The organism is Streptomyces aurantiacus, from assembly GCF_001418335.1.
In the GTDB taxonomy this organism is placed as follows: Bacteria; Actinomycetota; Actinomycetes; order Streptomycetales; family Streptomycetaceae; genus Streptomyces; species Streptomyces aurantiacus.
In genome coordinates this window covers 22,764-38,079 of record NZ_LIPP01000204.1, presented here as the reverse complement: position 1 = coordinate 38,079, position 15,316 = coordinate 22,764, and the positions used below count along the sequence as shown (strand labels likewise).

Here is a 15,316-nt window from a genome sequence, read left to right as displayed (position 1 = left end):
CCACCGCCCCACCCGAGGCCGCTACCGCGGCAGCAGCAGCGGCTACGAACTGGACCTGCGCGTCGACGTCGACAGCGTCCCCGGCGGGCCGAAGGTGCTGAGGAAGGTCAGCGGTGACTTCTTCAGCACGGGCGGCGGCACGAAGGCGTACTTCGGCTCGTTCATCGTGGACGCGCCCACCGTCTCCCGGAGCGCGACCCGCGTGGTCATCAGGGGAATCGCCACCTACACCTGGACGACCGCGTTCACGCTCGTGCGGGTCACCGTCCCGCGCAGCAGGACCAACCAGCGGCCCGGCGCCGCGACCGTCGAGTTCCTCCGCCCGCCGGGCCAACTGGGCGCCACCTACGTCTGTCCGTACGTCTCGCCGTACTTCCGTACGGTCGAGTGGGAACAGGACTCCGTGACCGGGACGGTGCCCTTCCTCTCGTACGACACCGGGGCGCTCCCGCAGCCCGCCAACAGCCCGGCCCGTACGCTGACCGTGCCCCGCGCCTACGCCGAGGCCGGCATCGAACTGCTGGTCTCCGGCACCGCCAACACCATCGCGAACAGCCGGAACGGCTGGACCAACACCGAACTGCACGGCGCCATGGAGACCAACTTCAGCCTCTGGCGCAACGTCCCGCAGTGGAAACTGTGGCTGCTGGTGGCCGGCAGCTACGAGGGAATGGAAGGCGTGCGCGGCATCATGTTCGACGCCGCCGACACCTTCCAACGGCAGGGCTGCGCGGTCTTCTACGACCTGATCCGCGGCACCGACCCGGAAGCGCAACGCGCCATGCTGCGCACGTACGTCCACGAGCTCGGCCACTCCTTCAACCTGCTGCACTCCTGGCAGAAGAACCTGGCGACACCCCCGGCCCCGCTCGGCGGCAACAACGGCTTCGCCGACCTGTCCTGGATGAACTACCCGCAGAACTACCAGCCGTTGAACGGGAACGGCGGAGCGGCCGCCTACTGGGGCGCCTTCCCCTTCCAGTTCACCGACAACGAGCAGATCCACCTGCGGCACGGCTTCTACCGGAACGTCATCATGGGAGCCAACGCGTTCGCCACCGGCGCCGCCGACATCGAACCGGAGCTCTTCGACGAGCCCCTCACCGACGAGTCCGGCCTCCGGCTCGACCTGCGCGTCGGCAAGAGCGGCTTCTCGTTCGGCGAACCCGTCGTCGTGGAGCTCAAGTTGGAGACGACCGACCTGCGCGGCCGCTCCACGCACAACCACCTCCACCCCGACGACGAACTCGTCAGCGTCGCCATCCGGCAGCCCTCCGGACGCACCGTGCTCTACCGGCCGCTGCTGCGCCGCTGCGTCGACCAGGACCGGACCGTGCGCCTGGACGCCGGCCGGCCCGCGATCTACAGCAGTGCCTACATCGGCTACGGCCGCGACGGCCACTACTTCCAGCAGCCGGGCACCTACCAGCTGCGCGCGGCCTATCTGGCCTCCGACGGGTCCCGGATCGTCTCGCCGGTGCTGCGGCTCGACGTACGGCATCCGGTCAGCCAGGACGACGTCCGGCTCGCCGAGCTGATGATGGGTGAGGAGCAGGGCAAGATACTCGCCCTGCGCGGTTCCGACTCGCCGTCGCTGCAGTCCGGCAACGACGCGCTCCAGGAGATCATCGAGCGGCACGCCACGCACCCCTTCGCCGTGTACGCGCGCCTCGCCAAGGGGCTCAACTTCGAGCACGAGTTCAAGAGCCTCAGCCCGGACAAGTCCGAGCTGGTCGTCCGGCCGCCGGACCCCAAGTCCGGGATCGAGCAGCTCACCCACGTGGTGAAGGCCTCCGAGCAGGGCAAGGGCGTCGACAACCTGACGCTCAACCTCGCCTCGCGGCGCCTCGCCCGCGCCTACGCCCGCCAGGGCGACCTCGAAGAGGCCAACACGACGCTCGACCGGCTGGTCCAGCACTTCGACACGCCGGCGTTCAAGCCGTACGTCGTGGACGCCGTACGCGACCAGGCCGACACCACGAAGGCACGGCTCACCGCCGAGTTCGGCGGCTGACCCGCGCCCCGCACGCCGCGCCCGGGAGGGCGCTCACGGGCCCCTCTGCCCGTGAGCGCCCTCCACGGCCGAGTGCGGGGCCAGCCGTGGCAGTTGTGACAGCATCACGGGCAGGCGGCTCCGGACGACGGCGGACGGGGCGGCACAGGAAGGAAGGTGTCGTGTGATCGACCTCGTCCTGTACGGGCCGGGCGGCCCCCAGCCCCTCGGCCGCCCGGCCCCCGTGCGGGTGGAGATCCGCAATACGGGCCGGAGCGACCTGTGGATCGCGGGAGTGCTCGACGGCTCCGAGAACGGACTGCGCTTCCCGCGCTATCTGCCGACCGTGACGCGTGCCGAAGACGCCGAACGTGTCGAAGGTGCTGAGGGCGTTGAGGGTGTTGAGCGTGGCGGGAGTGCTGGAGGCGGCGCCGTCGTGGCGTCCCCCGCGCCCGCCGAGGACCCCCTCGTCGGACCGCTCAGGCCGGCGGATCTGCGCAGGCTGGCGCCGGGTGAGTCGTGGGACCCGGCCTCGGGGCCGGGCTGCCTGCCGCTCATGACCTTCGCGCACTTTGCCCCCCGGCGGCCCGGCCGTTTCCGTTACGCTCTCACGCTCGACACCGAGGCCGCCCGGCCGCAGGACTGGCTGGGGGGCTTCGGGCTGCCGGCCGGCACCGAACTGGACGAGCTGCTGGCACTCGTCGCGCGAGTGCCCCGTACGACGGTCGTGGCCGATCCGGTGGAGGTGGACTTCCGCTGAGCGGCGGTCGGCGGTCAGTGGTCACGACCGCGTCGCGAGCCGCACCGAGGACTCCACCAACGACACGGTGAACGGATGCGTGGGCGCCGTCAGGATGTCCCTGGCCGGTCCTTGCTCGACCACGTCTCCGGCGTCCAGCACCGCGATCCTGGCGGCGAGTCGGGCCGTGTCCAGGTCGTGGGTGATGAGGACGAGGGAGAGGTCGTCGCGGTCGCGCAGCAGCCCGGCGAGCAGGTCGAGGATGCCCCGGCGGGTGACCGTGTCGAGCCCGGAAGTGATCTCGTCGCACACCAGCACCCGCGGCCGGGCGAGCAGCGCTCTGGCGAGCGCGGCCCGCTGGAGTTCGCCCCCGGACAGCCGGGCGGGAGTGCGGGCCCCCAACTCGTCGGACAGACCGAGGCTGTTGAGCACGTCGGAGGCCTCGGCCCGGGCGTCCGCCTGCGGCACCCTTCGGAGACGTACCGCCGTACGGGCCACCTGGTCGAGAACCGGCCGGTGCTCGTCGAAGGAGGCACGCGCGTCCTGGAAGACGTACTGCACGGCAGCCAGGCCCTGTCCGGTCGATCTTCGTGGATCAGCCCGCGGCGTCTGGTGCGGTGCATCGCAAGGCGGAGGATCGCCCTCGTACTGGGTGTACTCGGGTGTGTCCGACAACGCGGCGAGGTGCCGTGCCAGGCGTCGCGGGCCCGCGAAGATCGACCGGACAGGGCCTGGTTGCGCCCGCCCCCGGTCCCGCAGGCTGCGCGGCAGCCCGACCCCGTCGAGCAGCACCTCTCCCTCGTACGTGCGATGGAGTCCCGCCATGCAGCGGGCGAGGGTCGTCTTCCCGCTGCCCGAGCGGCCGAGGACGGCGAGGCATTCGCCGGGGTGCACGGTGAGTTCCGGGACGCGCAGCACCTCGACACCGGGTCGGTGGCGGGCCCGCAGGCCGCGGACTCGCAGTACGGCCCCCGGGCGGGGCCCACTCGGCGCGTCCTGCGCCAATGGTGGCTGCTCCGCAAGGAGTTGGCGTGTCCAAGGGTGCGCAGGGGCCAGCCACACCCGCTCCGCCGGGCCGGACTCCACGACCCGGCCGTCGCGCATGACCAGTACCTCGTCGGCGAGCGCGCGTACCGTCTCCAGGTCGTGGCTGAGCAGGACGACCCCGATGCCGCGCGCGGCGACCGCCGCCAGTTCGTCGACGACCCGGCGCTTCGTGAGCGCGTCCTGACCGGTGGTGGGCTCGTCCGCTACGACGACCCGCGCGCCGAGCAGCAACGCCTGGGCGAGCACGACACGTTGCTGCTGGCCGCCCGAGAGCTGATGCGGAAAGCGTTTCAACAGGTCCTCGGCCTGCGGTAGTTGGGCCGCCTCCAGGGCGTGCAGGACGCGCTGGAGGGCCGCCGGGCGCCGCTCACGGCGAGGCAGCTCGCGCACCTGGCCCCGCGCGATGTCGTGCAGCAGCGCACCGACCCGCCGTGCCGGATTGAGCACCGCCGCCGGATGCTGCGGTACGTAGCCGACCAACGCCTCCGCCACCCGTACGGAGCCGCTGACGACCGCGCCCGACGGGAACTCGCCCAGCAGCGCGCGCCCCGTGGTCGTCTTCCCGCTGCCGGAGGCCCCGACCAGCGCGGTGACCTTCCCGGGCAGCACCCGCAGACTCACCCCGTCGACGATGCGTCTGCCGCCGACCTCCACGGTCAGCCCCTCGATCTCGGCGACCGCTGTCGACCCGCTCACGGACGTGGCTCCTTCATGACATCCCGACCAATATCCCGAACGATGTCCGGCACAGCGTCCCGTTCGGTCCTCAGCATCGCGTCGAAGAGCAGATTGCATCCCATCGTCAGCGCCACGATCAGCAGCGCCGGGACGGCCACGGCCCAGGGCTGCACGAAAAGGCCCGTGCGGTTCCGGTCCACCATCACGGCCCAGTCGGCCGCGTCCGGTGCCACCCCGATGCCCAGGAAAGCGGCCGTGGCCACCAGATACAGGACGCCGGTCAGCCGGATTCCCGCGTCGGCGGCGAGCGGTCGCAGGATCGACCGGCCGACATGACCCACCGCGATCCGCCACCACGACTCGCCCTGCATCCGCAGCGCCTCCACCGCCGGCCGCGACGCCACGTCCGCCGCCGCGGCCCGGACGATACGTGCGGCGTCCGGGATGTTGACGAGCGCCACCAGCAGCGCGAGCCCGGTCGTTCCGGGCGAGAACACCGAGGCCACCAGCAGGATCATCAACAGGGACGGCACGGCAAGGAGCACGTCCAACGGCCGCATCAGTGTCTCCTCCAGCCAGGTCCGGTGCGTCAGCGCGCTGATCAACCCCAGGGGCAGTGCCACCAGATACGCCAACGCCGTCGCCGTGAGCGCGACGACCACCACGGGCCGGCCGCCGAGCAGCACCTGCCGCCACACGTCACGCCCCACGAAGTCCGTGCCCAGCCAGTGCCCGTCGCCGAGCGTGAAGGAGGTGGCCCGCGGCCCCGGCCCGCCCACGAGCAGCGGCCCGCACAGGGCGAGCACGAGCGGCACACACACCAGGACGGCCCCGAGCGCGAAACGCCCGAACGGCAGCCCTCCGCGATGAGATCTCACGCGGCCACCTCCGCCCGCGGCGCGAACCGGTGGGCGACGACGTCGGCCCCCAGGTTCAGCACCACCGTGATCACCCCGAAGACCACCGCGAGCCCCTGCACCACTGGCACGTCCCGCTCGGCCACGGCGTTCATCAGCACGGTTCCCAGACCGGGGATCACGAACAGGGCCTCCACGACGATCACCCCGCACAGCAACCAGTCGACGGTACGGGCGAGTTGCTGGGCGGCCGGCGCGACCGCGTTCGGCAGGGCGTGCGCGTACCGCACCCGGGCGCCCGCAATCCCGTACCGCCGGGCCTGCGCGACGTACGGCGAGGCGAGCGCGTCGATCATGCCGGCGCGCACCAGCCGGGACAGTGAGCACACCGGGCGGGACAGCAGGACCAGCACCGGCAGGACGAGCGCGGCCGGATGGCCGAGCAGATCCGTGCCGTAACCGACCGCCGTCGGCGGCAGCCAGTCGAGCCGCAGCGCGAACACCGTCACGAGCAGCACGCCGAACGCGAACTCCGGCACCGCGTACACCCCGAGCGTCACCGCACTGACCAGCCGGTCCACGAACCGCCCCTCGAACCGCGCGGCCAGCACCCCGAGCCCGACCCCGATCGGCACCAGCAGCGCGACGGTGAGCGTGGCGAGCAGCAGCGTCGGACCGAAGGCACCGGAGATGTACGAGGTGACGGGCCGCCCGGAGGCCAAGGAGGTCCCGAAGTCCGCGTGCAGCAGCCCGGCCGCCCAGTCGGCGAGCCGTTCGTACGCGGGCCGGTCCAGGTCCATCGCCTCGCGGATGGCGGCGATCCGCGCCGGGTCCGGCTGGTCCCCGGCGAGGGCCACCGCCGCGTCGCCCGGCAGCGCCTCGGTGAGCGCGAAGACCAGCACCACCACGGCCACGGTCTGGGCACCGCCGAGCAGCAGCCGCCGGGCGGCCCACGAACCGAGTCCGCTCACGCCAGCCAGACCTTGTCGAACCGGGCCCAGTCGAGCGTGTTGGCGGGCGCCTTGCGGTCGACGCCCTTGACGCCCTTGGCCGTTCCGATGATCCAGTCGGCGAACCCCCACACCAGGAAGCCGCCCTCGGCGTAGAGCCTGCGCTGCATCCGCCCGAACACGGCGGCGCGTTCCTTCGCGTCCTTCGTGGACTGCGCCTGCTGGTAGAGCGCGTCGAAGTCCTTGTGGTGCCACTTGGTGGCGTTGGTGGTGGAGTCGGTGAGGAGCCGCTGCGAGATGTGCGACTCGATGGGCATGGCTCCCGAGCGGTAGCAGCACAGGGTGCCGGAGTCGAGGATGTCGGCCCAGTACGAGTCCTTGCTGCCCATCCTGACCTCGACCGTGACACCGGCCTTGGCGGCCTGGTCGCGGAAGATGCCGGCCGCCTCGGTGAACCCGGCCGCGACCGCCGATGTGTCCAGGGTGACCTTCAGCTTCTCGGCGCCCGCCTTCTTCAGGAGGGAGCGGGCCCGGTCGAGGTCCTGCTCGCGCTGCGGCAGGCCGTCGGCGTAGTACTCGTATCCCTTGCCGAAGAGGTCGTTGCCGACCACGCCCGCTCCGGACAGTGCCCCGTCGATGAGTTCCTGGCGGTCGGCGATGAGGAAGAACGCCTCCCGGACCCGCTTGTCGTCGAAGGGCGCCCGGTCGGTCTTCATGGCGAAGGCCTGCATGGCGCTGTTCCGCAGCCGCACGATCTCGATCTGCCCCTTGCCCTCGTGGGCGCGCGCGGTCGTCGGGTTGAGCTCGTGGGCGTACTCGACCTGCCCGCCGAGCAGCGCGTTCACCCGCGCGGACTCCTCGTTGGCGACGACGAACTCCACCTCGTCGAGGTGCGGGGCGCCGTCCCAGTGGTCGTCGTTGCGGCGGAAGACGGCGGAGCGGCCCGGTGCGAACGACCCGAAGCGGAAGGGGCCCGAGCCGACCGGCTTCTTGTCGAAGTCGGCCGCGGAGGACCCGTCGGGAACGATGTACGCGCCGAACGCGGCCAGCACGTTGGGGAATTCGGCGGTGGGCCGCTTGAGGACGAACTCCACGGTCCGCTCGTCCACGGCCCGGCTCGCCTTGAGGTCGATGGGTTCGAGGGAGGCCTTGGCGCGGAACGCCTTGTCGGGGTCGGCGATGCGGCGGTAGCTGAACAGCACGTCCTCGGCGGTGACGGGCTTCCCGTCGTGGAAGTTGGCCTTCCGCAGGGTGACCTTCCAGCGGTCGAGCCCCGCGTTCGGCTCCCAGCCGGAGGCCAGGCGTGGCTGGGCGGCGAGGTCGTCCCCGTAGTCGGCCAGTTTGTCGAAGAGAGCCTTGGCGCGGGCCGCGTCGGCGAACAGGTTGGCCAGGTGCGGATCGAGCGTCTCGCTCGCGCCGCCTCCCGCAAAGGCGGCCCGCAGCCGTCCGCCCCGCTTGGGCTTCCCGTCGTTGCCGCCGGTCCCGTCGCCGGAGCCGCCCGCGCCGGAGTCGTCCGAGCCGCCGCAGCCGACGAGGGCGAGGGCGCCGATACCGGAGGCCGCCGCGAGAAAGCCTCTGCGACGGAGGCCGGGGTAGTCCTGCATGAGGAAGTCCTTGCTGTGTGAGGTGCCGGTGAGAGGTGTCAGGGAGTGCGGCGCGGCCGGCCGGTGATCAGCCGGTGAGACGTGCCACCACATGCAGTCGGTCGGCGTCCGCCGCCGTGCCGGGCAGGTCGCCCTCCCGCCAGGGCGGTTCGGTGCGCGGCCCCGGACCGTCGTGCAGCGCGAGCACGGTGAAGCCGTGCGCGGCCAGGAAATGGCGCAGTTCCAGGGGGAGGAGCAGCCGCCACGCCGAGTGCTGTTCGACGGGAGCCGAGCCGTCGTCGGCGGTCCAGGTGCGGATACGGCGCAGGAGTTGCGCGGTGCGGTCGATGTGCAGGGTGGTCGTCGACCGGTACGAAGTCCCTTGCCATTCGAAGCCGTTGACCTTCGGCGTGTTCAGCAGGTCGTCGCGGCCGAGGAAGTAGGCGCCGTTGCGCATCTCGGCGACGAGAAGCCCGCCGGGGGCCAGACTGCGACGGCAGGAGGCTAGGAATCCGTCGAGGTCGTCGTTGGTGTGGCAGTACAGGAGCGAACTGTCCAGGCACACCACCGCGTCGAAGGCCCCGAGGGAGAAGTCCCGCAGATCGGCGCGTACATAGCGCGGGCCGGGGTGCCGGTCACGGGCGTACGCCAGCATCGCCTCGGAGAGGTCGGCGCCGACGACCGAGCGGCCGGCGGTGTGCAGGTAGGCCGCGTCCCGGCCGGTGCCGCATCCCAGGTCGAGGACTGTCCGTACCGGTACGGAACCGGCCCCGTACCGGCGCAGGCAGTCCTCGGTCCACCGCCCGGCCAGCCGGTCGGGGTCGGGGAATCTGACCTCGTACAGTTCCGGGTTGTCGGTCAGCAGGTTGCCGCTCGTCATGCCGTCGCCTCCACGAGAACGGGGCGCTCGGGCAGTGCCCCGAGGCGGCGCAGCCAGGTGACCCCGCCCGCCGACGCCAGTCCGAACACCAGGCAGCAGGCCCAGGGCAGCCAGGCCGCGTCCCGCTGGTCGCCTGCGTCCATGGCCCAGCCGACGACCGTGTTGCCGATGGCGGCGGCGATCCCCGACACCATGTAGAAGATCCCGAAGTAGGTGCCGGTCAGCTCCGGTCTGCCGAAGGCCGGGATCAGCTCCATCACGAAGGGCTGAGCGACCATGACGCCGACGTAGAGGAGCAGGACGCCCAGGAGGACGGGCACGGCGTGCCACACCGCCGGAGAGGCGCCCGACACCAGCATCGGCGGCAGGAAGGCGAGCCCCATCAGGGCGAGTCCGACCCCGATGACCCGCCTGCCGTACGCCTTCAGCGCCCGGGTGAGCCGCATCTGCAGCGCGAGGTTGGCGAGCGTTCCCACGAGGAAGACAAGCCCGGCCGCGCCGTCCCAGCCCGTGGCCCGGCGGGCCCCGTCGGGCAGCAGCAGATACAGCTGGTTCTCCAGGGTGAACATGCCGACCATGGCCAGCGAGAAGGCCAGGAAGGCGCGGTTGCCGACCACCTCGCGCCAGTCCGCGAGCACACTGCCCGGACTCGGCGGCACCGCCCGCGCGGGCAGCACCAGCGCCTGCGCCACGGTGAGCAGCGCGAAGATCCCGGCGGCGGTGAGCGCGGAGGCCCGGAAGTCGACGAACAGCAGCACGCTGCCGAGCAGCGGCCCCACCAGCGCCCCGGTGGCCGCGAAGACGTTGAACAGCGCGAACGCCTCGGCCTTGCGGTCGCCCGCCTCCTGCGAGACGTAGGTGCGCACGGCCGGGTTGAACAACGCCCCGGCGAGCCCGCTCAGCACGGACGCGGCCAGCAGCACCGCCAGTCCGTCACCGAGCGCGAACAACGCGAACCCGACGGTACGCACCGCGCAGCCGGCGATGATGACCCCGCGTGCCCCGAGCCGGTCCGCGGCCGAGCCGCCGATGAGGAAGAGCCCCTGCTGGCTGAGGTTGCGCACCCCGAGCACGATGCCGACGACGGCCGCCGACATGCCCAGGTCCTCGCCCAGATGCGTGGCCAGATAGGGGATGAGCAGGTAGAAGCCGGTGTTGACGCCGAACTGGTTGACGAGCAGGAGCCGGATCGCGGGCGAGAAGCCGCGTATCTCGTGCAGCGTCTTCACGGCCCGCCCGCCTCTCCCGCGCGCTTCTCCCGTACGCCGAGTCCGGGCAGTTCACTCGCCCGTACGACTCCGTCGGCGCCGCCGATCCCGGTCCAAGGGTCGTCGGCGAGCAGCAGATGCCCGTCGAGGTCGGCCCAGCGGGCACGGTCGGCGAGGTGCACGGCGGGCGCCAGGCCGAGCGTGCTGGCGGTGAGGCAGCCGAGCATCAGCTCGGTGCCGCTGCCGGCGATCAACTCGGCGATGCGCAGCGCCGCTCGGGGGCCGCCGCACTTGGCGAGCTTGACGTTCACCCCGTGTATGCGGCCGGCGAGACGGCGTACGTCCTCGTGCCCGACGGCGTCCTCGTCGGCGATCAGCGGCAGCGGTGAACGCTCGGCGAGCCGCGCCAGGGCCTCCGGATCACCGGGGGCGACGGGCTGCTCGACGGCTTCCACGCCCAACTCCGCGAAATGCGGAATGAGTTGACGGGCTTGGTCGGAGGTCCAGGCGCCGTTGGGGTCCAGCAGGAGCCGGGCGTGGGGCGCGGCGGCGCGTATGGCACGTATCCGGTCGAGGTCGTCCTCGGGGTCCGGGGTGCCCGCCTTTGCTTTGAGGAGGCCGAATCCGGCGGCGACGAGTGCGCGCGCCTGCGCGGCGGCGTGCGGGGCCGGGACGATGCCGATGGTACGGGCGGTGCGGGCACTCGGAGCGCCGCCCGCACCATCGGCGCTGGATGCGCGGAGGAGCCGGTACACGGGGGCGCCGGCCCGTTTGCCGCACAGGTCGAGCAGGGCCGCCTCCACGGCCGCGGTCACCGCGGGCGGCCGTTCGCCCGACCGCCGTTCGTCCGCCTGCCGCGTGTCCGGCGACCACTCGCGCAGCGCGCTCTCGGGGTCCGGAAAGCGGCTCAGCTCGCGGCCGGACTCGTACAACTGCCCTTCCAGCGTGGCGGTGTCGAGGCCGTAGTAGACGCTGGTGACGGCCTCGCCGTGGCCGCGCAGACCCTCGTGCTCGACCGTCAGCCAGACGGCGTCACGGGCGGCCATCGTCGAACGGGAGATGCGCAGCGGCTCGGCGAGCGCCAGCCGTACGGTGCGCAGGGTGGCCTTCACGGGCTCCCTTCCAGGAGGTGCAGGGGGTCGGTCACCGTGGCGCAGCGGACCCAGCCGGTGGCCTCGACGGCGCGTGCGTGCGGGATCTCGACGGGGCGGGTGGCCGCGGCGGCCGGGTCGAGGCCGTGCGCGGCGGCGAAGTCGTCGTCGTAGACCGTGCCGAGATAGCGGTGCGGGCCGTCGGGGAAGACGGTGGCGACCACCGCACCGGGATGGACCCGGGCCGCCCACGCGGAGACCAGCGCGACCGCTCCGGTGCTCCAGCCGCCGCTGACGAAGCTGCCGCGGGCGAGGCGCCGGCAGGCGTCCGCGGCCTCGGTCGGACCGACCCAGTGCACCTCGTCGAAGGCCTCGTAGGCCACGTTGCGCGGATGGATGCTGCTGCCCAGGCCGCGCATCAGCCGGGGTCTGGCGGGCTGGCCGAAGATGGTGGAACCGGTGGCGTCCACCCCGATCAGTCGCAGCGCGGGCCAGTGCCTGCGCAGCGGCCCCGCGATCCCGGCACTGTGACCGCCCGTGCCGACACTGCACACCAGCACGTCCAAGTGGTCGAGCTGCGTGGCGAGTTCGGCGGCGAGCGAGGCGTAACCGGCGATGTTGTCGGGGTTGTTGTACTGGTCGGGCCAGTACGCGTCCGGCAGCGTCCCGAGCAGTTCGCGCAGCCTGGCCAGCCGGGCCGCCTGCCAGCCGCCCACGTCGGCGGGGCGGTCGACGAGTTCGAGACGGGCTCCGTACGTGCGCAGCAACTGCCGCATGGACGGTTCGAGTTCGGTGTCGCCGACGAGCACGATGGGGTGGCCCAGCGCCTGTCCGGCGAAGGCGAGACCGATGCCGAGCGTCCCGGAGGTGGACTCCACCACCGGGGCGCCGGGGAGCAGTTCGCCGCGTTCGCGGGCGCCGAGCAGCATGGACACCGCCGCCCGGGCCTTCATGCCACCGGCGGCCAGCCCTTCCAGCTTGGCCCAGAAACCGGGCTGCGGGAACGGCAGATCGGTGCTCACCCTGGCCAGCGGTGTGCGGCCGAGCAGTGCGAGCAGGTCGGGGTTGGCGGCGAGGGGACGCAGTGCGGCCGTGGTCACAGGGCCGCCTCCGCACAGCCGTAGCGGTGGATGACACCCGGACCGCCGTCCAGCCAGAAGAAGGGGTACGGCTCCGCGCACACCGCGCTCACTCCGGCGCCGAGGAAGTACGGCAGCACGGCACTGCCGGTCTGCGCGAACATCACCAACTGCTTTCCGGTGCGCAGGGCATGCTCCCGCAGGGGTTCGAAGGACCCGTTGCCGAGGGCCATGCCGGAGGCCAGCACGGCGTCACAGCGGTCGAGTTCGGCGTGTGCGTCGGTCGCGACCTGCTCGCCCCACTCCGTCGTGCCGCCCTTGAGGTCACACGGTATGTACGGGACGCCCCGCGAACGCAGGGCCTCCAGAAGGGAGTTGACGACGCCGATGACGAGTACGGTCTGCCCGGGTCCGACGTCCAGCAGCTCGACGACGGCCCGCGCCCGTTCCCGTGACTTCTCCAGGGAACTCCCGGCGGGCAGCGGGCGGGGGAGTGCCCCGTTCTGCGGCGTGTGCGGGCGGACATGCATCAGGTAGGCGTCAAGGGCCGCCACCCGGACCGGCGGGAGCGGATGCTCCAGCAGCCGTGCGACCTCCGCCCCGGCGCAGTCGTCCACCGCGCCGTCCGGCAGCGCGCCGGGCTCGACCGCACACGAGCCGACCGCCCGGCCCAGGCGCAGACTGAGCACCTCGTTGCGGTAGCCGCCGCGCCGCCCGTCGTGCCGTACGGCCTGACTCGTGGTGAACGCCACGGCGATGCGCAGGCCTCGCGGGTCGGGACCGAGCTCGGCGCCCAGAACCTGCCGCACCAGATCGTCGTACGAGGCCGAGGCCGGCGCCGGCGCTGGTACCGGCACCGGTGACGTGGCGGCCGGGGCCCCGTACGAGGGTGAGCCGATCGCGTCCGTGTCCCGCGTGGTGGAGGACGGCTGCGCGTCGATCCCCGCCCTCATCGGGCGGACACCAGCGGCCGCAGCCCGGACAGCAGCGTCTCGACCCGGGCCCGCGCTCCGAGCCCTTCGGCGTCGCCCGCCATCACATGACCGAGGTACTCGTTGTTGCTGCCCGCCGCCTTCACCGCGCGACCCGGCTCGGCGAGCTGGACCTCCAACACGCCCTGCGCGCCCCGCACTTGCGTGGAGCCCTCGATCGACTCCAGTGTTCCCGCGGTGTCCGGCACGAGAAAGCCCACGGCCGCGCTGCGCAGTCCGGTGGCACGCCGGCGCAGGTCGGGGGTGCGGCCGAGCGCCACATCGACGCAGGCGGCGGCCAGGTCGAGTCCGGTGACATGGCGGATCAGCTCGGTGATGCGGTTTCCGGCCGGGCGCGGGTTGACCTCGACGACACGAGGCCCGGCGGCGGTCAGCTTGATCTCGGTATGGGCCACGACCGAGTCGAGACCGAGCGCCTTGATCGCCCGCACCGCGGTGTCCTGGGCGGCCTCCAGGTCGGCCGGAGCGAGGGCGGCGGGGAACATGTGACCGGTCTCGATGAAGGCCGGTGCCCCGCCGAGGCTCTTGTCGGTCACGCCCACCACCTGCGTCGTACCGTCGAACGACACGGTCTCCACGCTGACTTCGGGCCCGTCGAGGAACTCTTCGAGGAGAAGGACGGGCGCGCGCAGCTGACCGCGGGCGTTCAGCGGGAAGTCCGCGATCGCCCGGCAGGCCTCGCTGAGTTCACGCTCGTCGTCCACGCGCCGTACGTACATGCCCGCGCAGAGGTCGACGGGCTTGACCACCAGCGGGAAGCCGAGCTCCCGGGCGGCCTGCTCGGCCTCGGCCCGGTCGGCGCAGACGGCGAACCGCGGGCCGGGGACACCGGCCTCGCCGAGTACCCGGCGCGTCGTGTCCTTGCGACACGCGTTCTCCACGGCCTCGGGCGTCGGACCGGGAAGCCCCAGCCGGGCGGCGATCCGTGCCACGGTGGGCAGGTAGTAGTCGCAGGACGTGACGACCCCGTCGAAGCCGAGCGCCCCGTGCAGCCGCTCCACCTCCGGGAGCAGTGGTCCGACGTCGTTCGTCTCGGCGGTCAGCACGTTGCGGGCCGCGAGCAGGGGATGGGCCGTGCCCTCCGGGGCGGAGCGCAGGTAGTGGTGCAGGTCCCGGGTGAGGAAGGTGAACTCGTGCCCACCCTCGCGGATCGCCCGTGGCAGCAGTCTGCTCATCGACCCGACCCAGCTCTCGACCACCAACAGATGAGCCACAACTCCCCTTTCGCGCACTCCGACCGAGCTTCAGGGCATGGCGGGGGCACCCCTTGGCGGGGCGCGGACGGCATGACCTACGCTCACCGTATCGACAATCATTTTCATTGTCATCCGGTTCCCGGTCCCTGTTGCCGGCGCGGCGGGAGCCGCGCCGTTGAACGACCGGGCAGGGGTACTCGTATCTCTCCTCGAAAGCGCCCGGAGGGAGAGCAGGTTGTCGACACCGTTCGACCCCGAACAGCCATCGCGTCGGTCGCCACTCGAACCGACCCAGGTCCTGCGCCGCCGCCGGCACGAGACCCTGTCGGATCTGGTGCGGCGGGTGCAGGAGCGAGAACGTGACCCGGAAGAGGGCTACGAGACCGTCGCCGTACCGGGGGCGGCAGACACCGCGCCGTTGAACGACCGGACAGGGCCCGGCCCCGCGGAGGACGACACCCAGGAACTGCCGCCCGTCGTCGCGGACGACGAAGAGCCGGCGCCACGCGAGCGCCCGGCCGCGCACGCGCCGGCCCACGGCCGTGACTCCATGGTCCGCCGTACGGTGCTCGCCGTCGCCGCGGTGGTCGCCGCGACGGCGGCCTTCAGCGGGGCCCTGCTGCTCACCCTGGACGAGGAGCCCACCGACGCCGCGGCGGCGCCGCCCCCCGCCGCGTCGTCCGCGCCTCCCGCTTCCGCCCCGGGTCCGGAAGACGCCGGCCCGGCAGGCGCCGACCCGGACGGTCCCGGCACCCTGCGCGAGGGCGACAGCGGGCCGGCGGTGAGCGATCTACAGGAACGGCTGCTGCGTATCCCGAACGTGTACGACCAGGGCACGCCCAGCGGTGTGTACGACGCCACGCTGACGGCTGCCGTGGCCCGCTTCCAGCTCTGGTACGGCATCAGGGGCGACGAGACGGGCGTGTACGGCAACGACACCCGCACCGACCTCGAATCCCGTACGACCTCCTGACGCGCCGCCGCCCCGGCATTTTCCTGATCCGGCACCTTCCGGTCAGCCGT

13 protein-coding genes are annotated in these 15,316 nt (G+C 72.3%); 3 read left to right on the top strand and 10 right to left on the bottom strand.

Annotated elements, in window-relative coordinates; all coding sequences use genetic code 11:
- Together AOK01_RS25635 and AOK01_RS25630 are read left to right on the top strand one after the other, a co-directional pair.
- Window positions 1-2,014: tetratricopeptide repeat protein (locus AOK01_RS25635; protein ID WP_055515630.1), on the top strand; the 2,014-nt coding region annotated here is incomplete at its 5' end.
- Window positions 2,015-2,177: 163 nt separating this feature from the next.
- Window positions 2,178-2,753 carry a hypothetical protein gene (locus AOK01_RS25630; protein WP_055515629.1) on the top strand — a complete coding sequence of 192 codons (576 nt, stop codon included), beginning with the start codon at window positions 2,178-2,180 and terminating at the stop codon, window positions 2,751-2,753.
- 21 nt (window positions 2,754-2,774) lie between these two features.
- Here AOK01_RS25630 and AOK01_RS25625 read toward each other — a convergent pair whose 3' ends face one another.
- From AOK01_RS25625 to AOK01_RS25580, 10 genes are all read right to left on the bottom strand, one after another.
- Window positions 2,775-4,475, bottom strand: a complete 1,701-nt coding sequence (locus AOK01_RS25625; RefSeq protein ID WP_055515627.1) for an ABC transporter ATP-binding protein — start codon at window positions 4,473-4,475, stop codon at window positions 2,775-2,777.
- A complete protein-coding gene (locus AOK01_RS25620) occupies window positions 4,472-5,335 on the bottom strand; it encodes an ABC transporter permease (RefSeq protein WP_055515625.1) in 864 nt (287 codons plus the stop codon). The genes AOK01_RS25625 and AOK01_RS25620 overlap by 4 nt, the downstream gene beginning before the upstream one ends.
- Window positions 5,332-6,285, bottom strand: coding sequence for an ABC transporter permease (locus AOK01_RS25615; RefSeq protein ID WP_055515623.1), 954 nt, complete (start codon window positions 6,283-6,285; stop codon window positions 5,332-5,334). The genes AOK01_RS25620 and AOK01_RS25615 overlap by 4 nt, the downstream gene beginning before the upstream one ends.
- On the bottom strand, window positions 6,282-7,868 hold the full coding sequence (locus AOK01_RS25610) for an ABC transporter substrate-binding protein (RefSeq protein ID WP_055515643.1): 1,587 nt from the start codon (window positions 7,866-7,868) through the stop codon (window positions 6,282-6,284). The genes AOK01_RS25615 and AOK01_RS25610 overlap by 4 nt, the downstream gene beginning before the upstream one ends.
- A 67-nt stretch (window positions 7,869-7,935) precedes the next feature.
- Window positions 7,936-8,727, bottom strand: coding sequence for a class I SAM-dependent DNA methyltransferase (locus AOK01_RS25605; RefSeq protein ID WP_055515620.1), 792 nt, complete (start codon window positions 8,725-8,727; stop codon window positions 7,936-7,938).
- On the bottom strand, window positions 8,724-9,956 hold the full coding sequence (locus AOK01_RS25600; RefSeq protein ID WP_055515618.1) for an MFS transporter: 1,233 nt from the start codon (window positions 9,954-9,956) through the stop codon (window positions 8,724-8,726). Before AOK01_RS25600 ends, AOK01_RS25605 begins: the two co-directional genes overlap by 4 nt.
- Window positions 9,953-11,047: a dipeptide epimerase gene (locus AOK01_RS25595; RefSeq protein WP_055515616.1), complete on the bottom strand. Its 1,095-nt coding sequence runs from the start codon at window positions 11,045-11,047 to the stop codon at window positions 9,953-9,955. The genes AOK01_RS25600 and AOK01_RS25595 overlap by 4 nt, the downstream gene beginning before the upstream one ends.
- Complete coding sequence (locus AOK01_RS25590) at window positions 11,044-12,126, bottom strand: PLP-dependent cysteine synthase family protein (RefSeq protein ID WP_055515615.1); 1,083 nt, start codon at window positions 12,124-12,126, stop codon at window positions 11,044-11,046. Before AOK01_RS25590 ends, AOK01_RS25595 begins: the two co-directional genes overlap by 4 nt.
- Window positions 12,123-13,058, bottom strand: coding sequence for a Rossmann-like domain-containing protein (locus AOK01_RS25585; RefSeq protein ID WP_079103733.1), 936 nt, complete (start codon window positions 13,056-13,058; stop codon window positions 12,123-12,125). The genes AOK01_RS25590 and AOK01_RS25585 overlap by 4 nt, the downstream gene beginning before the upstream one ends.
- Complete coding sequence (locus AOK01_RS25580) at window positions 13,055-14,311, bottom strand: ATP-grasp domain-containing protein (RefSeq protein ID WP_055515613.1); 1,257 nt, start codon at window positions 14,309-14,311, stop codon at window positions 13,055-13,057. Before AOK01_RS25580 ends, AOK01_RS25585 begins: the two co-directional genes overlap by 4 nt.
- Window positions 14,312-14,528: 217 nt before the next feature.
- On the opposite strand from AOK01_RS25580, the gene AOK01_RS25575 reads away from it, so the two are divergent.
- On the top strand, window positions 14,529-15,266 hold the full coding sequence (locus AOK01_RS25575; RefSeq protein WP_055515611.1) for a peptidoglycan-binding domain-containing protein: 738 nt from the start codon (window positions 14,529-14,531) through the stop codon (window positions 15,264-15,266).
- The last annotated feature ends 50 nt before the right edge of the window (window positions 15,267-15,316 follow it).

Excerpts from the sequence above, each read along its gene's own strand:
- AOK01_RS25610 (WP_055515643.1), bottom strand. The coding sequence starts at position 7,868 with ATGCAGGACTACCCCGGCCTCCGTCGCAGAGGCTTTCTCGCGGCGGCC.
- AOK01_RS25605 (WP_055515620.1), bottom strand. The coding sequence starts at position 8,727 with ATGACGAGCGGCAACCTGCTGACCGACAACCCGGAACTGTACGAGGTC.
- AOK01_RS25585 (WP_079103733.1), bottom strand. The coding sequence starts at position 13,058 with ATGAGGGCGGGGATCGACGCGCAGCCGTCCTCCACCACGCGGGACACG.